At 53.2% G+C, this 19082-nt stretch carries 18 protein-coding genes; 13 read left to right on the top strand and 5 right to left on the bottom strand.

Going from position 1 to position 19082, the window contains the following annotated elements; translation table 11 throughout:
* The first annotated feature begins 2 nt into the window (after positions 1 to 2).
* Positions 3 to 1355, top strand: a complete 1353-nt coding sequence (gene gorA, locus ABTW00_RS01415; RefSeq protein ID WP_433638378.1) for a glutathione-disulfide reductase — start codon at positions 3 to 5, stop codon at positions 1353 to 1355.
* Between the two features lie 74 nt (positions 1356 to 1429).
* Here the strand turns inward: gorA and ABTW00_RS01410 are convergent, their stop codons facing one another.
* Positions 1430 to 2167, bottom strand: a complete 738-nt coding sequence (locus ABTW00_RS01410; protein ID WP_433638375.1) for a MipA/OmpV family protein — start codon at positions 2165 to 2167, stop codon at positions 1430 to 1432.
* A 120-nt stretch (positions 2168 to 2287) separates the two neighbouring features.
* On the opposite strand from ABTW00_RS01410, the gene ABTW00_RS01405 reads away from it, so the two are divergent.
* The 7 genes from ABTW00_RS01405 (at position 2288) to ABTW00_RS01375 (ending at position 8702) form a co-directional block, all read left to right on the top strand.
* Positions 2288 to 3217 carry a LysR family transcriptional regulator gene (locus ABTW00_RS01405; protein WP_433638372.1) on the top strand — a complete coding sequence of 310 codons (930 nt, stop codon included), beginning with the start codon at positions 2288 to 2290 and terminating at the stop codon, positions 3215 to 3217.
* Between the two features lie 229 nt (positions 3218 to 3446).
* The gene (locus tag ABTW00_RS01400) at positions 3447 to 4970 is read left to right on the top strand and encodes a BglG family transcription antiterminator (protein ID WP_433638369.1); all 1524 of its coding nucleotides are present in this window, start codon (positions 3447 to 3449) and stop codon (positions 4968 to 4970) included.
* Positions 4960 to 5433: a fructose PTS transporter subunit IIA gene (locus ABTW00_RS01395; RefSeq protein ID WP_065356398.1), complete on the top strand. Its 474-nt coding sequence runs from the start codon at positions 4960 to 4962 to the stop codon at positions 5431 to 5433. The genes ABTW00_RS01400 and ABTW00_RS01395 overlap by 11 nt, the downstream gene beginning before the upstream one ends.
* Before the next feature lie 20 nt (positions 5434 to 5453).
* Entirely contained in the window at positions 5454 to 6866 is a 1413-nt protein-coding gene (locus ABTW00_RS01390; RefSeq protein WP_065356397.1) for a PTS fructose transporter subunit IIC, read from the top strand.
* 3 nt (positions 6867 to 6869) lie between these two features.
* The gene (locus ABTW00_RS01385) at positions 6870 to 7730 is read left to right on the top strand and encodes a ketose-bisphosphate aldolase (protein WP_433638366.1); all 861 of its coding nucleotides are present in this window, start codon (positions 6870 to 6872) and stop codon (positions 7728 to 7730) included.
* 417 nt (positions 7731 to 8147) lie between these two features.
* Positions 8148 to 8567 carry a hypothetical protein gene (locus tag ABTW00_RS01380; protein WP_433638364.1) on the top strand — a complete coding sequence of 140 codons (420 nt, stop codon included), beginning with the start codon at positions 8148 to 8150 and terminating at the stop codon, positions 8565 to 8567.
* A gap of 3 nt (positions 8568 to 8570) precedes the next feature.
* Complete coding sequence (locus ABTW00_RS01375) at positions 8571 to 8702, top strand: bestrophin family ion channel (protein ID WP_433638362.1); 132 nt, start codon at positions 8571 to 8573, stop codon at positions 8700 to 8702.
* 61 nt (positions 8703 to 8763) lie between these two features.
* On the opposite strand, the gene ABTW00_RS01370 is transcribed toward ABTW00_RS01375, so the two are convergent.
* On the bottom strand, positions 8764 to 10356 hold the full coding sequence (locus ABTW00_RS01370) for an STY4199 family HEPN domain-containing protein (RefSeq protein WP_433638361.1): 1593 nt from the start codon (positions 10354 to 10356) through the stop codon (positions 8764 to 8766).
* Positions 10357 to 10492: 136 nt separating this feature from the next.
* Here ABTW00_RS01370 and ABTW00_RS01365 point away from each other — a divergent pair, with 136 nt between their 5' ends.
* Positions 10493 to 11038 carry a GNAT family N-acetyltransferase gene (locus ABTW00_RS01365; protein WP_077248559.1) on the top strand — a complete coding sequence of 182 codons (546 nt, stop codon included), beginning with the start codon at positions 10493 to 10495 and terminating at the stop codon, positions 11036 to 11038.
* 53 nt (positions 11039 to 11091) lie between these two features.
* A complete protein-coding gene (locus ABTW00_RS01360; RefSeq protein ID WP_433638360.1) occupies positions 11092 to 11535 on the top strand; it encodes a lysozyme in 444 nt (147 codons plus the stop codon).
* Here the strand turns inward: ABTW00_RS01360 and ABTW00_RS01355 are convergent.
* Complete coding sequence (locus ABTW00_RS01355) at positions 11512 to 12138, bottom strand: LuxR C-terminal-related transcriptional regulator (RefSeq protein ID WP_433638358.1); 627 nt, start codon at positions 12136 to 12138, stop codon at positions 11512 to 11514. The genes ABTW00_RS01360 and ABTW00_RS01355 overlap by 24 nt on opposite strands.
* Before the next feature lie 329 nt (positions 12139 to 12467).
* Positions 12468 to 13226, bottom strand: coding sequence for an SDR family NAD(P)-dependent oxidoreductase (locus ABTW00_RS01350; protein WP_064541246.1), 759 nt, complete (start codon positions 13224 to 13226; stop codon positions 12468 to 12470).
* Positions 13227 to 13345: 119 nt separating this feature from the next.
* On the opposite strand from ABTW00_RS01350, the gene ABTW00_RS01345 reads away from it, so the two are divergent.
* From ABTW00_RS01345 to ABTW00_RS01335, 3 genes are all read left to right on the top strand, one after another.
* On the top strand, positions 13346 to 14245 hold the full coding sequence (locus ABTW00_RS01345; protein ID WP_433638354.1) for a LysR family transcriptional regulator: 900 nt from the start codon (positions 13346 to 13348) through the stop codon (positions 14243 to 14245).
* Positions 14246 to 14332: 87 nt separating this feature from the next.
* Positions 14333 to 15295 (top strand): inner membrane protein YhjD, encoded by a 963-nt coding sequence (gene yhjD / locus ABTW00_RS01340; protein WP_223803729.1) that lies wholly within the window; start codon positions 14333 to 14335, stop codon positions 15293 to 15295.
* A 263-nt stretch (positions 15296 to 15558) separates the two neighbouring features.
* Positions 15559 to 16875, top strand: a complete 1317-nt coding sequence (locus tag ABTW00_RS01335; protein ID WP_433638352.1) for an MFS transporter — start codon at positions 15559 to 15561, stop codon at positions 16873 to 16875.
* Between the two features lie 136 nt (positions 16876 to 17011).
* On the opposite strand, the gene ABTW00_RS01330 is transcribed toward ABTW00_RS01335, so the two are convergent.
* Entirely contained in the window at positions 17012 to 19072 is a 2061-nt protein-coding gene (locus ABTW00_RS01330) for an AsmA family protein (protein WP_433638350.1), read from the bottom strand.
* Positions 19073 to 19082: the final 10 nt, after the last annotated feature.

The raw sequence follows: 19082 nt of genomic DNA, 5'->3' as shown, positions 1-19082 counted from the left end.
CCATGACCAAACATTACGACTACATCGCCATTGGCGGCGGCAGCGGCGGTATCGCCTCAATCAACCGTGCGGCCATGTACGGCCAGAAGTGCGCGCTGATTGAAGCCAAAGATCTGGGCGGTACTTGCGTTAACGTCGGCTGCGTGCCGAAAAAAGTGATGTGGCATGCCGCGCAGATTCGCGAAGCGATTCATATGTATGGCCCGGACTACGGTTTCGACACCACCATCAATAACTTTGATTGGGACAAACTGGTTGCCAGCCGTACCGCGTACATTGACCGTATCCATACCTCTTACGACAACGTGCTGGGTAAGAATAAAGTTGATGTAATCAAAGGCTTTGCCCGCTTCGTCGATGCCAAAACCATCGAAGTGAACGGCGAGACGATCACCGCCGATCATATCCTGATCGCCACCGGTGGCCGCCCAAGCCATCCGAATATTCCGGGCGTGGAATACGGTATCGACTCCGACGGTTTCTTCGAACTCCCGGCGCTGCCGAAGCGCGTGGCCGTAGTCGGCGCAGGCTATATCGCCGTTGAGCTGGCGGGCGTCATTAACGGCCTGGGCGCGGAAACTCACCTGTTCGTGCGTAAACATGCGCCGCTGCGTAGCTTCGATCCGCTGATCGTCGAGACGCTGGTTGAAGTGATGAACGCCGAAGGCCCACAGCTGCACACTAACGCTATTCCGCAAGCGGTGGTCAAGAATGCCGATGGCAGCCTGACCCTGACGCTGGAAGATGGCCGCAGCCAGACCGTGGATTGCCTGATTTGGGCGATTGGCCGCGAACCGGCTACCGACAACTTCAACCTCGCGGCAACCGGCGTGAAAACCAACGATAAAGGCTATATCGTCGTTGATAAGTTCCAGAATACTAACGTGCCGGGCATTTATGCCGTGGGTGATAACACCGGCGCCGTTGAGCTGACTCCGGTCGCGGTCGCCGCAGGCCGTCGTCTGTCTGAGCGTCTGTTTAACAACAAGCCAGACGAGCATCTGGACTACAGCAACATCCCGACCGTGGTCTTCAGCCATCCGCCGATCGGTACCGTTGGCTTAACCGAGCCGCAGGCTCGTGAGCAGTACGGCGACGATGCCGTGAAGGTCTATAAATCCTCCTTCACCGCCATGTATACCGCCGTGACTTCGCACCGTCAGCCATGCCGCATGAAGCTGGTCTGCGTTGGTCCGGAAGAGAAAATTGTCGGTATTCACGGCATCGGATTCGGCATGGATGAAATTCTGCAAGGTTTCGCCGTGGCGCTGAAAATGGGCGCGACCAAGAAAGACTTCGACAATACCGTGGCGATTCACCCGACTGCTGCGGAAGAGTTTGTCACCATGCGCTAAGGCGCTGGGCCCGAACGACAAAAGCCAGACGAAAGTCTGGCTTTTTTATGGCCCGTCACCGGGAAGCGCGATAATCAGAATCGCCAGCTTACCCCGGTCAGCAGCGTAAGACTGTCATCCCTGTCGACCATCGGGCTGTTTTTAATTTCATCCGGCAGGACGCTATAGCTGGCGTTGGCCAGCAGAATCAGGTTGCGGGTAAGCGGGTATTTCAACGTCAGCCCCACGTACGGCATCCAGCTCTCCCCTGGCGTTCGCGCCGCTAAACCGCTGCGGCGGGACTCTGCCCCCGAGACGCCATAGTAGTAACGGTTAAAGCTATCGTCATAGTAATAGACGCCCACAGCAGGCGTAATAGACAGAGCCCCGACCGGCAGCACGCGGAACCAGGACAGTTCGCCCACCCAGCCATTACTGTTATCCAGCACATCCGCCGCCGCGGACAACTTCAGGCTCCCCCACTTCTCATGGTGATACCATGCCGCCCCGGCCATTGCCGTACCGTTACGCTTGTCTAACTGCTTCATGGCGCGATCGTCGTTATCCGACGGGTCAAACGTCAGCAGCCATGATGCCGTCAGGCTGACCTCGTCACGTTTGTCTTTAAACAACGCGTAGCCCAATGTGGTCTGACGAATATAAAAAGAATTACCTTCGTAATTTATAATGGGTACCGCATGGGTATTTTCATTATATCCGCGATAAACCGACTCATTATATATTACACCCGCCCCGACAGATAAATCTCCCGCCGTGGCATCCGCGATAAATGAGAGCGACAGAAGCAGCATCGCCGTACGCTTAATTGACATTCCTGAGGTTCCAACCTAATATCATATCCTGATGCCAAATATGATAATGGTCATATTTATATCGCTGCAATCTCAATATTTATATAGCACTATATCAACTTATATATACAGAGCCCGGTGATGAAAAAACTCCAGATTAAACCGCAGGAATTAAAAATAATTTCGGTGATTGCAGCCAGCGAAAACGTCAGCCATGCCGCCACCATACTCGGGATGGCACAGGCCAACGTGAGCAAGTATCTTGCTGATGTTGAATCAAAAATTGGTTTAAAGATCTTTGAACGCACTTCCCGAAAGCTGTCGTTAACGCGTTTTGGCGAGTCATTGCTGCCCTACGTCAACGACCTGTTAGAGAAAGAGAACCAGCTAAATAATTTCATCTCTGATTATAAGCATGAGAAAAATGGCCGCGTCACGATCTACTCCCCAACCATGATTAACGCTTATTTAGCGAAAAATGTAGTCAATACAATTAAAGATATTGGCAACATTACGCTTTGCTTAAAAACATTTAACCTTGAACGTAAATCATTTTACGAAGGTTCCGATTTCCCGGAAGATTGCGATATATTACTTTCCTGCGTGCGCCCAAAGAATGAGTCACTGGTTGCCAACTTTATTACGAAATATGCGGTCAGCGCCTATGCCAGCACACAGTACCTCGCGGAGCACCCGATCAACGCTCCCGAAGAGCTTGAACAACACTCCTGCATCCTGCTGGATTCGATGATGATTGATGATGCCAATATCTGGCGGTTTAGCCTTGCGGGCAGCCAGGAAGTGCGTGATTTTCGTGTTAAAGGCCACTACGTGTGCGATAACAGCCAGTCAGCGCTGGAGCTGGCGCGGAATGGTTTAGGCATCGTCTTTGCACCGAAAAATAGCGTACAGGCCGATATTCACGCTGGCGTATTAGCCCCCTGCTTTGCCGAACAATATGAGTGGTGGCTGGATCTGGTCGCTATCTACCGCAAGCGTGAATATCAGCCGTGGCGGGTTCAGTTTATCCTTAATGAGGTACTGGAAGAGATTCGCCGTCAGGTGACCTAACCCGCCAACGACATAGGGATACCATCCGCGGAAGAGCGTTTATCCATTTTTATTCTTCACCCTTTGACCTCTACCGCGAATCACCGTTCTTCTTCAGATCTGTTCAACATCACAACATCTGTTCACCTTCCTGCTCCTATTGTGCCCATCCTTTAGTATTTAATGTTTTGACTTCCCCCGTTATAACTAGCATGAAAGAAGCACCCATATCTCAACAAAGAGGTTGATAATGAACGTGCTGAACCAACGACAAATTCAACTGATCAATTTACTGGCGGGCGAAAATGAATGGCTACCGGCCAACCGCGCTGCTGAAATATTAAAAATTTCAGTCAGCACTTTGCGTAGAGATGTTGATACCATTAACGATTTTTATCATAACAAAGATCACAAGATTGACAGCAAGCCCGGGCTGGGCCTCAAACTGGTGGGCGATAAAGCCTTTTCCCTGCCGCATACCCCGGGGGATAATGCCGTCCAGAGTATTTTAAAAAATAAAAGACTTATTGGCATTACCACCGATTTACTGACGCTTTCACCGGCACCACAGTCAATTAATGAGCTTGCTGAGAAATATTTCATCAGCCGTTCATCGATTGTTACGGACTTGAGAAAAATCGAAGTCTGGATTGCCTCGTTTGATTTAAAGATCGTAAAGAATCACACCGGTACCTTTATCAAAGGCAGCGATTTCAATATTCGCATGGCATTAAAAGATATCATTACCTATAGCGTACTCAATAACTATCAGATGACCGACAGTCGTATCGACCGTTTTTCGCGCGTTCAGCTGATTAAAGAGTTTGGTAAACAAAATGTCGCCAATTGCATGACATTGATATCAATTATTGAAGATGAGCTTCAATGTTCAATATGTGAGCCATACTATACGAACTTATTCTCTCATCTTTTGGTCACGATTCGTCGTGCAAAAAACCAGCACCAGGAGCATTGTCAGGATGACTATGTTCGGGCAGAGAACAAAGAGTGGCATATTGCTGAGAAAGCGATCGAGTGGCTTGAAGCCGAATACAACATTGCGCTACCAACTATTGAGGTAAGCTACATATATCAGTATATCGTTTCCTCGGGAATTCATTCCACAACGCTCTCGACAGATGAACATATCTATACCGGTCATAAGGCCGGGGATTATTCCGAGTTATTAATCAAGGCCGTCTCAGCATCACTTAATATCGATCTGTCCTACGATCAGGTGCTTAGACATGCGCTCATATCACATATAAAGCCAATGCTAAATCGCCTGACCTATAACATCATTATTCATAATCCGCTGCTCGATGAGATTAGGCAGGAACTCGCCTCAGTTTTTGCGGCGGTGAAAATGGCTGTCGATAATATAAACAACGAGCTCAATCTCCTTTCCGCTTCTGATGATGAGGTTGCCTATCTGACGGTTTACATCCAGGCGGCGATTGAAAAAATAAAGGTCAGCAAAAAAATAATTCTGGTCTGTTCTAGCGGAATAGGTACATCGCAATTGCTCTACAGCCGCATAAAACGCGCTTTCCCCGAGTGGGATATTGTTGACATTGTCCCCGGCGCGCGGCTCAAAGAGGTACTCCAGCAGAAGGCCTGCGATCTTATTATTTCAACTATCCGTCTTGATGATATCAATATTCCAATTGCCTATGTTTCTGCCCTGTTTTCAACAAAAGATATTACCCGCGTGACCGAGTGTTTAGGGGCCGACCTGAATCTGGATCTTAAGGAGAAGTATGATGTTAGATAAAATTGTTATTTCCGATCTGCTCAGCAGAGATTGCGTACTGACTGACCTGGTCGCCGATACTAAGCTCGATGTTATCGAAAAAATGACCGACCGCCTGTGCTCGGAAGGCGCAATTACTGATAAGAAAAAATTTATTCAGGATGTGTTGGCTCGCGAAGAATTAGGTTCAACTGGGTTCGAAAACCAAATTGCGATACCGCATGGAAAATCACCGTGGGTAAAAGAAACGCGTATCGCCGTTGCTAAATTAAAAAATACGGTTGATTGGGAAACCATGGATAGTACCGATGTCAAACTGGTCATTCTTTTTGCCGTAAAAGACGCCGACAGCGGTTCTGGCCATATAAGAGTGCTGGCTAAAATTTCTATCGCCCTTGGTGACGATGATATTGTTGAGAAATTACTTAATGCTAATTCACAGCAGGAACTCTACAGCTTAATAATAAACAACACCAGAGAATAATAATTCTCGAGGAGAAAACATTGAACATTATAGCCATTACCGCCTGCCCTACAGGTGTCGCCCACACCTACCTGGCAGAGGCGAATCTCAAGAAAAATGCTAAGAAAATGGGTCTTAATATTCTGGTTGAAACACAGGGCGCAGTTGAAAGTGAATATTTGTTTACCCCTGAGGATATTCAACACGCAGATATTGTATTAATTGCTGCCGATAAGGTGATTGACCTTTCGCGTTTCGCGGGAAAAAAGATTGTTCAGGTGTCAGTCACCCGTGCAGCTAAGGATGCTGCGGGATTATTACAGGATATTGTTTCCGGCAATCTGCCGGGTGAAATCATGGCCGATAGTCAAAAGAAAGCCACTGAAACCGCGCCCGCCGCAGGAGAAAAGCATAAATGGCTCTCTCAGGCCTATGTGCATCTCATCACGGGCGTAAACCTGATGATTCCCTTTGTGGTTGCCGGCGGCATCTTAATTGCGCTGAGCTTTTCCTTTGGCATTACCGCGGCAACACCCGGCGACCCGCACTTCAGTCCCATCGCCAAAATGCTGTCTGATATTGGGGGAGGAGCCGCCTTTGCGCTGATGCTACCGATTCTGTCATTGGGCATCAGCAAATCCATCAGCGGTAACGCCGGAATTGTGTCCGGCGCCGTCGGCGGCATGCTCGCTATTCATACCGGTTCTGGGTTTTTAGGTGCCCTGCTTGCGGGTTTTATGGCGGGTTACGTCACCTTCGTGATTGCGAAATATATCAACCTGCCTAAGGCGATAGCGGGACTAAAACCCATCCTGATTGTGCCATTGCTGAGCGTTTTTATTACCGGCGCCCTGATGATTCTGGTGATTGGTGAACCGATCAAACTGCTTCTGGAAGCGCTAACAGCCTTCCTGGCCAATATGGGCAATACCAATGCCGCCATCATGGGCTTAATTATGGGAATGATGGTCGCATTCGACATGGGCGGCCCGTTAAATAAAACGGTTTGTATGTTCGCTATTGGCCTGATGTCTACGGGTATCTACGAACCTATCGCCGCCTGCATGGCCGCAGGGATGGTTCCCCCTTTGGGCATTGCGCTGGCGACCACACTTTTCAAAAGCAAATTTACCCCTCAGGAAAGAGAGACCGGCAAAGTCACCTATGTGCTGGGGTTATCCTTTATTACTGAAGGCGCAATTCCCTACGCCGTTGCCGATCCTCTCAGAGTCATCCCGGCCATTGTTGCCGGCTCAGGTCTGGCCGGCGCGCTGTCGATGGCGCTGGGCTGCGCTTCCCGTGCGCCGCACGGCGGCGTATTCGTGATTTTCATCCCTAATGTTATTACCCATGTGCTGGGCTATCTGTTTGCCATTCTGGCTGGCGCGGTATTGACCGCCCTTATCCTCCGCTTCATTAAAGCAGATGCCCCGCAAACCGTTCTGGAGAACTAAGTCATGCTGATAAATATGAAAGATCTGCTTCACGTTGCCCGGGCAAACCAGTTTGGGGTTGGTGCCTTCAATATCGCCTCTGCCGAATTTGCCAGACTCGTGATCGAAGTAGCGGAGAAGCTACGTTCACCGGTTATTCTGGAAATTCATCCAGAGGAGCATGAATTTGTGGGTGACGCCTTTATTGGCTATCTGCGCGCACTGGCCACCGCCGCCACGGTACCCGTGGTGATCCACCAGGACCATGGTCAAAGCTTTGAACATGCGATGCGGGCAATCCGCACCGGTTATACATCGGTAATGATTGATGCCTCCGCGCTGCCGCTGGAGGAGAATATTGCGATCACTCGCCGCGTTGTCGAAGCCGCGCATACGGTGAATGTCTCGGTCGAAGCCGAGCTGGGAACCATTGGCGTCGCCCAGGGGAGCGGTGAAGGCGGGCATAGCGAGATCCTCTACACTGACCCCGCGCAGGCCGAGCGCCTGGTCGCCGAAACGGGCGTTGATACGCTGGCGGTGGCGATTGGCACCTCTCACGGACTCTACCCGGCAGGTAAACAGCCGAAACTGGATCTGGAACGCTTACAAGAGATTCATCAGCGCCTGAACATCCCGCTCGTTTTACACGGGGGTTCTGGCAACAAAGACAGCGAGGTCGCGGAATCGATAAAGTATGGCATCGGCAAAATTAATATTTCCAGCGATATGAAGAAGGCGTTCTTTGTTGCGCTGGAAGCCGAGCTCAAAGGCAATAGCCATGAGCCAAATGCGCTGTACATCAAGCCGATGGAAGCTGCCCGCCAGGTGGTTGAACACAAGATGCATCTCTTTTCCTCAGTAGGAAAAGCAGAGCTCTACGTCTGACCCTTATTGCCAGGCCGTCGTCACGGCGGGCCTGGCAAGCGCCTCCCACCATCTGTTGCTTAGGCTCGCCGTACTCCCCCGACAAATTTACCTTTTAGAAACACGTACCCATTTTTCATGTTATTTTTATACTGCTGTTTACTTTATTTATATTAAAGTCGGGATCTCCGGGGAGAAATAACCCGAATTAATTACATTAATAACCATTAATAAGTATAGAACAAGTACTTTATTATTGACGTTTTACAATCACGTCATCGCATCCGAAATATGTTATTTTGTCAGCATACATAATTAAATAGCTCAATGGCCAGATTACCCATCCTATATAGACATAAACATGCGCACGACATCAACATTCGCGCCGCTATAGATTACATTCAGGATAGGACGCCTCGCGCGCTGCGGATACCCAAGATGACTGATATCACAACCTCTCTGGAAGAAAAATCACTGCTGATTTTCAACCACCTCAATAAAATGGATAAATTCTGGAACACCTATTCCATGGAGCTTATCACGCAAATCACCGCCTCCGAGCGCATGTATCATCACCAAATTCAACCCAGCGAAAAAGGTCGCTTAAGCATCAGCATATTTAGCGGCGTTAATATTCATATCATCCGCTCAAGTATGTTTGGTGAAATCCAGATCCAGTTTGCAGTCGAGTCCGAGGCGTTGGGGCGTATTGAGCTCCCGCCAGCCTGTATCGACGTACATGGCAATCTCGATCGCTGCATTCCCGTTCAGGATAAAACCGGAGTGTTTACGCACTATCTCGAACGCCTGCAGGTGGTCTACGACACTCTTTTAGCGCTGTCAGCAGAAAAGGCGTAAACCATGATCGTCAGGCCAGAGCAAAACTGGCTGCGTAAGTTATTCTCGTGGCGTGGCTCCATCATGCGGAAAATCTCGCCTCAGCTTTACTTCTTTATCATCCTCAACATCGTCTGCTGTCATCGCATTGCGTGACGCGAGATGCGCGGAGGTTACGGGGTGTACCATCCGTCACATCGCGCGTCACGCGCCCTTCTTAACGAATCACATCATAGATAGATCGCTGTATCAGCAGCCATTTTTTGCTTTGAGCATCGCCCGTAGCCTGATTGCGCCGCTGTGCGTTATCCACCGCCTGCCGCTGACGGGCCACGACCGCCGGGATCGTGCAGAAGGCCTGAAGATAGGATTTTCGCACCGTATTAAGCGGTGCGCCCTGCGACATCTCGTGCGTAAGGGTATTGATAAACCGTCGGCAGGGCTTCGGCTCGTCCATCTGCTGGCGGTAGCGTAAGAGCAGATTAAGCACCGCCTGATGCCCCGCGGACATCGCCAAATCCGTCCAGGCTAACTGCCAGTTCATCCCTCCGCGTAAAAAGAGCTCGGCGACCTCAATATTATTGCTATCGATCGCCGAACGCAGCGCATTGCTGTCCCAAAGAATCCCGCGCCGAGCGAGGATTTCACGGGGCGGAGGCATCGCACGAGCCTCCGCAGCGACTGCCTGTTCTTCAATCGATGATACCGTAGACGGCACCGTCTCGGGCGCCGCGGTGAGTAGCCAGATGCCGCCCAGCACCATCCCCAGCACCGTCACGCCCACCGCACACCACAGCAAGGCGGCGAGAATGCGGTCACGCGTATCGGCGCGCTGTCGTGTTTTCTGCGACAGCCGCTCGATGCTGTCGGGAATGGGCCGCCCATCCTGACCGTAGGCGCGCGCATAGTCATGCGCCTGCTCCCAGAACTGCTGTACCTCAGCGCCGTCTGCAGCCATCAGGCTGGCGGGATTAACGCGGGTGCGCCCCTGCTCATAGGCGCGCTGAACCGGCGCGGTAATCTGCTGCGCGTATAGGTCCAGCAGCAGGCACTCCATTTCCCCCAACGCCCGATGGGCAAGTACCGAATTTCGCATCCGCCGAATGTCATCAAGGAACAGGTGCAGCGTTAAGCGCTGCTCGGCCAGAAACGTCAGCGCGGCCGCATAGTTGAAGAACGAAGTGAAATGGCGGGAGAACGTTTTCTTATCGATAAGCAACAGCGCTATCTCGCTGAAGGTCATGCCGTCAAGCAGTTCGCCCGACGGACTTCGCGAGTGCCAACGGCTGCACTCATGCGCCCCGAACTGCGACTTCAGAAAATGATGCAAATGCGGTTCGTCAGGCCAAACCTCGCCGATCAGCCCGCGGAGGGTCAGCTCAACGGCCCGAATCTGGCGCAAGGCGGGCTCCTGAGGCTGTTCGGCATCGCTGGCATAGCCCGTGTTGAACATGAGCAGAGGCTGCTGCTGCTTGATTTGCTCCAGCGTCACGACAAAGCGCAGCGCCGCAATCAACTGGTTCTCCGTCGCCCCTTGCCCGTGTTCATATGAGGGAATGCCCTGCTGAAGGTGACGCAGCTGCAGCATAAATTCACTTAGCTGGCTGTCGTTGATGCCAAGGCGTTGGGCGACGGCCCCCCAACCGCCGAGATTCAGCCGGGCCTGATCCAACTGTTCCAGAAACCAGCGGGGATCTTTACCCTCCGTCACGCGGAGCTTAAGCAGGGTGAGTATTTCAATGGAGGCCTGGCGAATAATGCTCAGGCAATGCTCAAAGTGCTGACCAACCTGACGCGACGACGTCGACATCTTCACGTTCCTTCACCAACGGCAAGGCCGATTCGCCTTAGGGTTAATATGTTATTTTTATGTAATTTTTGTCGTTACACCATAGACGAAATCAGGCAAATTAACAGTCCTGTGTTCCCACTCAGAATGTGAAATTATGATCGCGCTCACCACCGAACGTTTAGTCTGCACACAGCTTGTCGACGGCGACTGGCCCTTCTTTCTCGCTCTCCAGCAGCACCCGCAGGTGATGCGCTATGTGGCGGACAAGCGCAGTGAGAGCGAGATCCGCGCCGCCTTTGATTCCCGACTGCCTCGCTGGTCTCCCGGTGACGCACACTGGCTCTGCCTGCTGGTTCGCGATAGACAAAACTCGGCGCTCGGCATCACCGGCTATATTCATCGCGACCACGACTGCGCGGAAGTGGGATTTTTATTCGCCCCTGAATCGCAGGGCAAAGGCTACGGTACTGAATCACTGCGCGCCGTGTGCGACTATGCCTTTGGCAGCGGCGGCATACGTCGCCTGACGGCGACGGTCACCGCGGGCAATATCGCCTCACGCCGCACGCTGGAAAAACTCGGATTCCGCCTTGAGGGTGAGCTGCGCGAGAGCTATTTCCTTGCGGGGCAGTGGCACAATGACTGGCTTTTTGGCCTACTCAGCCACGAGTATGATAATTCCCCGTCATCCGGCCAATAGGCGCGCGAGCACGGCTCTTTTACACTTCTCGCCTCACCCGAAGAGAGGTCATTATGAGCACAGGCATCACCACGCCGAGCCCGCAGGGTTTGGAATTTATTAAGCGCTTTCAGGGGCTTTCGCTGGAGAAATACCGCGATGCGGAGGGGTTATGGGTGATTGGTTATGGGCATCTGATTCGCGAAGGCGAGCGTTTTGATGGGTGCTTAACTCACGCGCAGGCGGAAATGCTGTTTGAACAGGATGTGGATAACTATCGACAGTGGCTTTGTCAGGATATCAACGTGCCGCTGGCTCAGCACCAGTTCGACGCGCTGCTGTCGCTGGCCTTTAGCCTGGGGCTGGAAGGGTTACGTCAATCGGCGATAGTGCAAGCCATTAACCGCCGGGATTTTAATGCGGCGTTGGCCGAGTGGCTCCGTGAAGAAGAGCAACAAAGCAGCCTGGCGTTCCAACGCCAGGCTGAAGCCTCGTTATTCCAGTCCGCCGGGCTGTAAGTCCTGACGGTGATTAAGCAGCATCGCCGCCTGGGTCCGATTCTTCACATCCAGACGGCGGTACAAAGACTCCAGATGCGCTTTCACCGTCCCGGCGCTAATATTCAGCGTCCGGCTAATCTCTTTATTGGTTTCACCGTTCGCCAGGAGGGTTAATATTTCTCGCTGGCGCTGGCTTAAATTGTCCAGACCCTGTTTTGTTTGTTCATATTCCATTCGCCAGTCACCCGGCAGGCAGATTAACCCACGCATGACGCTTTTGATAGTTTGGACGAATACTTCCACGCTGGCATCACGCGGAATTATCGCCTGCACATTAAACGCCATCATATTACTGAGCCAGGCCTGGTTATATTCATTGACGATGATGATGCATTTAGATTCCGGAAACTGCTGGAACTTCTCCTGCAACAACCACTGACAAAATCCGGGATCCATTCCCCCATCCAGAATGAGCAGCGCGTCCGGATGCTGTAACAACTGCCGCCACAGGTCATCGGCCTGGCTGACGGCATACACATCAATTCCTGGAATATTTTCCTGTAAGCTGATTTTCATTCCATGAATAAATATTGACTGCCTGTCAAACATGACTACCTGCATAACGGTTTCCCCATTAAAAATAAACTGTTCTTAATGACCGGAAGAGTAATCCTCGCGGCATAAAATAAGAACTCGCCGTTTGGCCTGGGGCATTCTACGTAGATAAATAGCGATCTAAATATCATAATTATGAATACTTACAACCCTCGAAGGGGCATTACGCATTAACATAACTCATCACATTATGATTAAGGAAAAACTGAGAGGATGGACGAAGAATAAATATTAATTTCGCGAAATATAAAACATTGCTGAATAAAGGGAAGGCCAGAAATGAAATAAGTCCAAATTCGGACTTATTTCAGCACAATATGAATAGTGAGCAGCGGTTACAGGAACATTCCGCCGGAAACTTCGATACGCTGTGCGGTCATCCAGCGCAGGTTGTCGCTGAGCAGCGCGGCGATGGCGTCGCCGATATCGTCCGGCAGGCCAACACGGCCCAGCGCGGTTTGCGAGGCCACGTATTGATTCAGCTCTTCGTTGTCGCGCACGCGTCCACCGCCAAAGTCGGTTTCAATGGCCCCTGGCGCGATACTGTTGACGGAGATCCCTCGCGCACCCAGTTCTTTTGCCTGGTAACGGGTGAGGACTTCCATCGCCCCTTTCATCGACGCATAAGCCGCGTAACCCGGCAGTGCAAATCGCGCCAGTCCGGTCGAGACGTTAAGAATCCGCCCACCGTCAGCCATCAGTGGCAGAAGCTGCTGGGTGAGGAAGAACGGCCCTTTAAAATGAATGTTCATCAGCTCATCGAACAGCGCTTCTGATGTCTCGGCAAACGGCGCATAGAGGCCGATACCGGCGTTGTTCACTAAATAATCAAACGTCTCCCGACCCCACACCTGATTAAGCTGGTTTTTCACCTGTTCGGCAAAGACGGCAAAGCTCGCGGTTTCGCTGACGTTCAGCTGCAATGCCGCCGCTTTCGCCCCCGTTTTCTCCACTTCGGCGACAACCTGCAGGGCAGCATCATGTTGGCTGTTGTAGGTAAAAATAATATCCGTTCCCTGTGCGGCGAGCTTCAGCACTGCATTTTTTCCCAATCCGCGGCTGCCGCCGGTCACAATCGCAATACGCTGGTTCATAGGAAACCTCATTTCAGGTGGTGTGTACGTTGAGAACAAGCTTATTAGGTGATAAAAGAACAATAAATACTGCTAATTACGCTTCACTGTCTCAATCACGACAACAATAGGTCATTCTGATGGATAAAATTCACGCAATGCAGCTATTCATCCGCGTGGCCGAACTGGAGAGTTTTTCCCGTGCGGCCGACACGCTGGGCCTTCCTAAAGGTAGCGTATCGCGACAGATTCAGGCGCTGGAGAACCACCTTGGCTGCCGTCTGCTGCATCGCACCACCCGCCGCGTGCTGTTGACTCAGGATGGGATGGTCTACTTTGAGCGTGCTAAAGATCTGCTGAGCAATCTCGATGAGCTGGACGGCATGTTCCAGAACGACCCCAGCACCATCAGTGGTCGATTGCGGGTGGATATGCCGGTCGCTGTCGCACGGAATGTGGTCATTCCCCGCCTGCCCGAATTTTTGCAGCACTATCCCGGCGTCGAACTGGAACTCAGCAGCAGCGACCGCCTGGTGGATGTCATTCGTGAAGGGTTTGACTGCGTGGTGCGCGTCGGCGCGCTGAAAGATTCCGGGTTGATTGCCCGTCCGCTCGGCAAGCTCACCATTATCAACTGCGCCAGCCCGGCGTATCTCGCCCGCTTCGGCTATCCGGAATCACTGGAAGATCTCAGCAGCCATGCGCTGGTACACTATGCGGTGAACCTCGGTGTGCGTCCGCAAGGGTTTGAAGTGGCAAGGGATAACGGAACGCAGTGGATGAAAACCGGCGGCGTACTGACGGTCAACAGTACCGAAACCTACCACGCCGCCTGCCTGGCGGGGCTGGGGATCATTCAGGCACCGCGCGTCGGCGTTCGCGATGCGCTGCGCGGCGGCACGCTGGTAGAAATTCTGCCGCAGTATCGGGCGGAACCGATGCCGGTATCGCTGATTTACCCTCACCGCCGTAACCTGTCGCGCCGAGTACATGTGTTGATGGAGTGGTTAACCGAGGTGCTGCGCGACTATGTCGATTGAATCTGGCACCCCGGTCGGGGCAAACCGCACCGCCTCCTGATAACCCTCTATACTTAAGTAAAAGCAATAAAAAGGAAATTTCCCCTGATGACGTCGGAAAACAACGACAAACGTCTACAGCAAAAGGCCAGCAAAGCGCTGGATACCGTCACCAGCACGGCGCAGAAGATTCAGCGCCGCCCGGTCATCGCCCACCTGATTCGCGCCGCCGAACGCTTCAATGACCGAATGGGTAACCAGTTCGGTGCGGCGATTACCTACTTCTCATTTTTATCGATGATTCCGATCCTGATGGTGTCGTTTGCCGCCGCCGGTTTTATCCTCGCGTCACATCCGACGCTACTGCAGGATATCTTCAATAAAATCCTCAACAACGTCAGCGACCCCACGCTGGCCGCGACCTTAAAAAGCACCATTAATACCGCCGTCCAGCAGCGTACCACCGTCGGCCTGGTGGGTTTGGGGATTGCCCTTTACTCCGGCGTGAACTGGATGGGCAACCTACGCGAAGCGATTCGCGCACAGTCGCGCGACGTCTGGGAGCGCACGCCGCAGGACCAGGAGGCCATCTGGGTAAAATACCTGCGTGACTTCGTGTCGCTGATTGGCCTGCTGGTTGCGCTGATTGTCACGCTGTCCATCACCTCGGTGGCCGGTTCCGCCCAGCAGATGATTATCTCCGCGCTGTACCTCGACAGCATCGAGTGGCTGAAACCCGCCTGGCGACTGATTGGCCTGGCGATCTCTATCTTCGCCAACTACCTGCTGTTCTTCTGGATTTTCTGGCGCCTGCCTCGCCATCGTCCGCGTAAGAAAGCATTAATTCGCGGCACCTTTATTGCCGCCATCGGTTTTGAAGTGATCAAAATTATCATGACCTGGACGCTGCCAACGCTGGTGAAATCACCTTCCGGCGCGGCGTTTGGTTCGGTGCTTGGCCTGATGGCTTTCTTCTACTTCTTCGCCCGCCTGACCCTGTTCTGCGCCGCATGGATTGCCACCGCAGAGTACAAAGATGACCCGCGCATGCCGGGCAAAACCCACCGTTAAGCCTACCGCTGGGCTGAAAACTTCAGCCCAGCCCATCGTTTCAGCATATAAATCCAGCCTGTAACTTTTATTTAACCAAAAAGCAGTTTTATCCTCTAAGCTTTAAAAAATGTGAAGCATTTCATGGATGCCAATTTCCTGGTATAAAAATTATCCACTTTTTCCCCTTCCTTGCGTCATTTTACAATCCTGTTACAGATTGAAATGTCGCTTTTGCTATGTCTAATATGGCCTTTCGTTCGCTATACATATTAGAAAAGACTATGACCAGCACAACACTCGACAACGACCAGGCAACCGCTCCGGTTAACTCGCGTAACAAAGTCGTCGTGGCTTCGCTTATCGGCACCGCCATTGAGTTTTTCGACTTCTATATTTACGCCACCGCGGCGGTGATCGTCTTCCCGCACATCTTCTTCCCGCAGGGCGATCCGACAGCGGCCACGCTACAGTCGCTGGCAACGTTCGCGATTGCATTTGTTGCGCGCCCTATCGGTTCCGCGCTATTTGGTCACTTCGGCGACCGCGTTGGCCGTAAGGTGACGCTGGTTGCTTCACTGCTCACCATGGGGATTTCAACCGTGGTGATCGGTCTGCTGCCGAGTTACGAATCCATTGGCATTCTGGCACCGATGCTGCTGGCGCTGGCGCGTTTTGGCCAGGGCCTGGGGCTAGGCGGTGAATGGGGCGGCGCGGCGCTGCTGGCGACCGAGAACGCCCCGCCGCGCAAGCGCGCGCTGTACGGCTCGTTCCCGCAGCTGGGCGCACCGATTGGCTTCTTCTTTGCGAACGGCACCTTCCTGCTGCTCTCCTGGCTGCTGACCGACGAGCAGTTCATGACCTGGGGCTGGCGCGTGCCGTTTATATTCTCGGCGGTGCTGGTCATCATCGGCCTGTACGTTCGCGTGTCGCTGCATGAAACGCCGGTATTCGCCAAAGTGGCCGCCGCGAAGAAACAGGTCAAAGTGCCGATGGGCACGCTGCTCAGCAAACACGTGCGCGTGACGGTACTCGGTACCTTTATCATGCTGGCAACCTATACGCTGTTCTACATCATGACCGTCTACTCGATGACCTACAGTACCGCCGCCATGCCACACGGTCTGGGTTTGCCGCGTAACGAAGTGCTGTGGATGCTGATGCTGGCGGTGATTGGCTTTGGCGTAATGGTGCCAATCGCGGGCCTGCTGGCGGACCGTTTTGGTCGCCGCCCAAGCATGATCGTCATTACCAGCCTGATTATTATTTTCGCGCTGTTCTTCTTCCAGCTGCTGCTGGGCTCCGGGAACCCGGCGCTGATTATGCTGTATCTGCTGGTCGGCCTGAGCCTGATGGGGCTAACCTTTGGCCCAATGGGGGCGCTGCTGCCGGAGCTGTTCCCGACGGAAGTCCGCTATACCGGAGCCTCCTTCTCCTACAACGTGTCGTCGATTCTGGGCGCATCGGTCGCGCCGTATATCGCGGCATGGCTGCAGTCGAACTACGGGCTGGCCGCCGTTGGCATCTATCTGGCTTGTATGGCGGCGCTCACGCTGATTGCGCTGCTGTTAACCCATGAGACGCGCCATCAGTCACTGTAGTGTATTTGCCGGATGGCGGCGCTCAAGCGCCTTATCCGGCCTACATCCTGCTGTTAACCCATGAGACACGCCATTAGTCACTGTCATGGATTTGCCGGATAGCGGCGCAACAGCGCCCTATCCGGCCTGCTCCTTCTTACTTCTTCATCTGGGTCAGAATCGTTCGGCACTGGTTTGCCTCGCCTTCGGAGGGGGAAATCAGCGCCAGCAGCGCGGCGGCCGGCGTGACCAGCGTCGCCAGCGCGGCGGCGACGGCGCCGCGGGCGATAAGCGGCCCCGCCTTCACTCCAGCCTGCGGATTCTTGAAAGTACCGCGCACGTACAGCGGCGAGCGCAGGGTAATAATGCGTATGCCTTTGCTTTCCGGGTCGATCGTTAAATCCAGCTGCTCAGAGGCAAAGCTCGCCGTGCCACTAATGCTGATCAGCGCGTTTTCGGTATCAAAGGCGAAAATCTGCGGGCGCGCCACGCCGTTAACGATATCAAGATTAGCCGCCGCACAGTTCACCCGCACTTCATCGTCGCCAAAAATCTGCCCGACAATGTAGTTACCAACGTTCAGCCCCACAATCTCCATCAGGTTACGGCTGATTAAACCGTCGTTCATCAGCAGCTTCAGATTGCCGTTGCTGTTGCCGAGCAACGCCGCCACGGAGTTACCGGTGCCCCGGAGCTCGGCGTCGCCACTCATCTCACCAAGCGTTTTCTGCATCAGTTCAACGTCCGGCATCAGCGCTTTTAGCTTCAGACGGCGGGCCTGAATATCCGCCCGCCCCTGCATCGGCTTTTTGTCCCCTTCCAGATGAATGTTGGCGTTGACGCTACCGCCCGCCAGGCCAAGCTTCAGCGGCTGCAGACGCAGGTCGGCATTTTTCAGCACGATGTGAGTCGAGAGATCGCTAATCGGCAGGCTGCTGCCGTGCTCAATACGCCGTCCCTTAAAGCGGACGTCGGCATCCATCACGTTCCATTTATCGGTTTCAAAGCGGTCATACGGCAGCACTTTGTCGGCTGGCTGAATGCTTTTCTCGCCCTTTTTCTGCTCTGCACGCTTCGACTGTTCTGCTCCTTTGCCAGAATCGACGCCAATCAGCGGGCCTAAATCCGCCAGCCGCAGCTGGCGCGACTCCAGATCGCCCTCCAGCTTCGGACGCGGCTTACCGGTGGTGTAACTAAGCGAACCGTGAATATCGCTGTCGCCAATCCGTCCGTTAAAGCCGCGGTAGTCAAAGACCGATGACTTTTCAGTATCAATTTTCGCCACCAGCCGACCGTCGGTCTCAAACGGCGGCGTATCGGGCAGCAGCACGCCGGTCAGGTCATACAGATCCGCCAGCGAATCGCCGGAGAATTTCAGCTGCAGGTCGACGCCGCCCATCTTCATCGGGTCGTTCACCACCCCGGCAAACGCTACCCGGGTATTCCCGGAGCGGAAATCGGCCTGCACCGGGAACGAGGCATCCGCGCCGCGCAACGCCAGCATGCCGCCAATTTTCCCCGTGCCGCTCAGCGGTTCGCCGTTATAGCGCCCTTTCGCCTTCAGACCAAAAACGTAATCTTCAACGCTGGATTTTTCGTTTTTACCTTTATCGCCCGTCACCTCACTAAACGGCAGCGGCTTGCCCAGCGGATCGACGAGGATCTCAATGTCCGCCTTGCTAACCTTGTCATCAATCGCAATCCGCCCCTGGTCGAAGAGAATATTGTCGAGGCGGAAAGACCAACTGGAGGGCTGTGCGTTGGGGTCTGTCTGTTTGTCCCCGGCGAGATTAAAGGTCCAGTTATTGTTTTTTTCTGACAGGCGAATCAGCCGCGCGTCGGGTTTCACCAGCTTAAGCCACGGTAGCCAGACGGTTTTGGTCAGCAGCGCCAGCGGCGCGAGCGTGGCTTCCACGCGGGGGAGATGGACCATCGTGTCACCGGGGATATCCGGCGGATTGCCAAGCGTAATATCTTCTGCATGGACGTGCGGCCACGGCACCCAGCTTCGCCAGCCGGTTTCCTGCTTCTGGCGCTCCCACACCACGCCTAAATCACCGTGGATAGCGAACGGACGGTTAAGTTCGGTAGAGACTTTCTGGTTGATGGTCGGTTTGAGTCGGTTCCAGTCAAAGGTCGCTATCACCACGATGAGTACGACGATCAACAACAAGAAAGTCCCTGCTACTGTGGCGGTAATTTTGCCTGCTCTGGTCATATTCTGCTTC

The organism is Kluyvera georgiana (assembly GCF_050990895.1).
Taxonomy (GTDB): domain Bacteria; phylum Pseudomonadota; class Gammaproteobacteria; order Enterobacterales; family Enterobacteriaceae; genus Kluyvera; species Kluyvera georgiana.
Note: the sequence above shows the minus strand (reverse complement) of the source record. Positions and strands in the feature narration are given on the sequence as shown.

Coding starts and splice junctions, on each gene's coding strand:
- gorA (WP_433638378.1), top strand. CDS start 3: ATGACCAAACATTACGACTACATCGCCATTGGCGGCGGCAGCGGCGGT.
- ABTW00_RS01410 (WP_433638375.1), bottom strand. CDS start 2,167: ATGTCAATTAAGCGTACGGCGATGCTGCTTCTGTCGCTCTCATTTATC.
- ABTW00_RS01405 (WP_433638372.1), top strand. CDS start 2,288: ATGAAAAAACTCCAGATTAAACCGCAGGAATTAAAAATAATTTCGGTG.
- ABTW00_RS01400 (WP_433638369.1), top strand. CDS start 3,447: ATGAACGTGCTGAACCAACGACAAATTCAACTGATCAATTTACTGGCG.
- ABTW00_RS01395 (WP_065356398.1), top strand. CDS start 4,960: ATGTTAGATAAAATTGTTATTTCCGATCTGCTCAGCAGAGATTGCGTA.
- ABTW00_RS01385 (WP_433638366.1), top strand. CDS start 6,870: ATGCTGATAAATATGAAAGATCTGCTTCACGTTGCCCGGGCAAACCAG.
- ABTW00_RS01380 (WP_433638364.1), top strand. CDS start 8,148: ATGACTGATATCACAACCTCTCTGGAAGAAAAATCACTGCTGATTTTC.
- ABTW00_RS01375 (WP_433638362.1), top strand. CDS start 8,571: ATGATCGTCAGGCCAGAGCAAAACTGGCTGCGTAAGTTATTCTCGTGG.
- ABTW00_RS01370 (WP_433638361.1), bottom strand. CDS start 10,356: ATGTCGACGTCGTCGCGTCAGGTTGGTCAGCACTTTGAGCATTGCCTG.
- ABTW00_RS01365 (WP_077248559.1), top strand. CDS start 10,493: ATGATCGCGCTCACCACCGAACGTTTAGTCTGCACACAGCTTGTCGAC.
- ABTW00_RS01360 (WP_433638360.1), top strand. CDS start 11,092: ATGAGCACAGGCATCACCACGCCGAGCCCGCAGGGTTTGGAATTTATT.
- ABTW00_RS01355 (WP_433638358.1), bottom strand. CDS start 12,138: ATGCAGGTAGTCATGTTTGACAGGCAGTCAATATTTATTCATGGAATG.
- ABTW00_RS01350 (WP_064541246.1), bottom strand. CDS start 13,226: ATGAACCAGCGTATTGCGATTGTGACCGGCGGCAGCCGCGGATTGGGA.
- ABTW00_RS01345 (WP_433638354.1), top strand. CDS start 13,346: ATGGATAAAATTCACGCAATGCAGCTATTCATCCGCGTGGCCGAACTG.
- yhjD (WP_223803729.1), top strand. CDS start 14,333: ATGACGTCGGAAAACAACGACAAACGTCTACAGCAAAAGGCCAGCAAA.
- ABTW00_RS01335 (WP_433638352.1), top strand. CDS start 15,559: ATGACCAGCACAACACTCGACAACGACCAGGCAACCGCTCCGGTTAAC.
- ABTW00_RS01330 (WP_433638350.1), bottom strand. CDS start 19,072: ATGACCAGAGCAGGCAAAATTACCGCCACAGTAGCAGGGACTTTCTTG.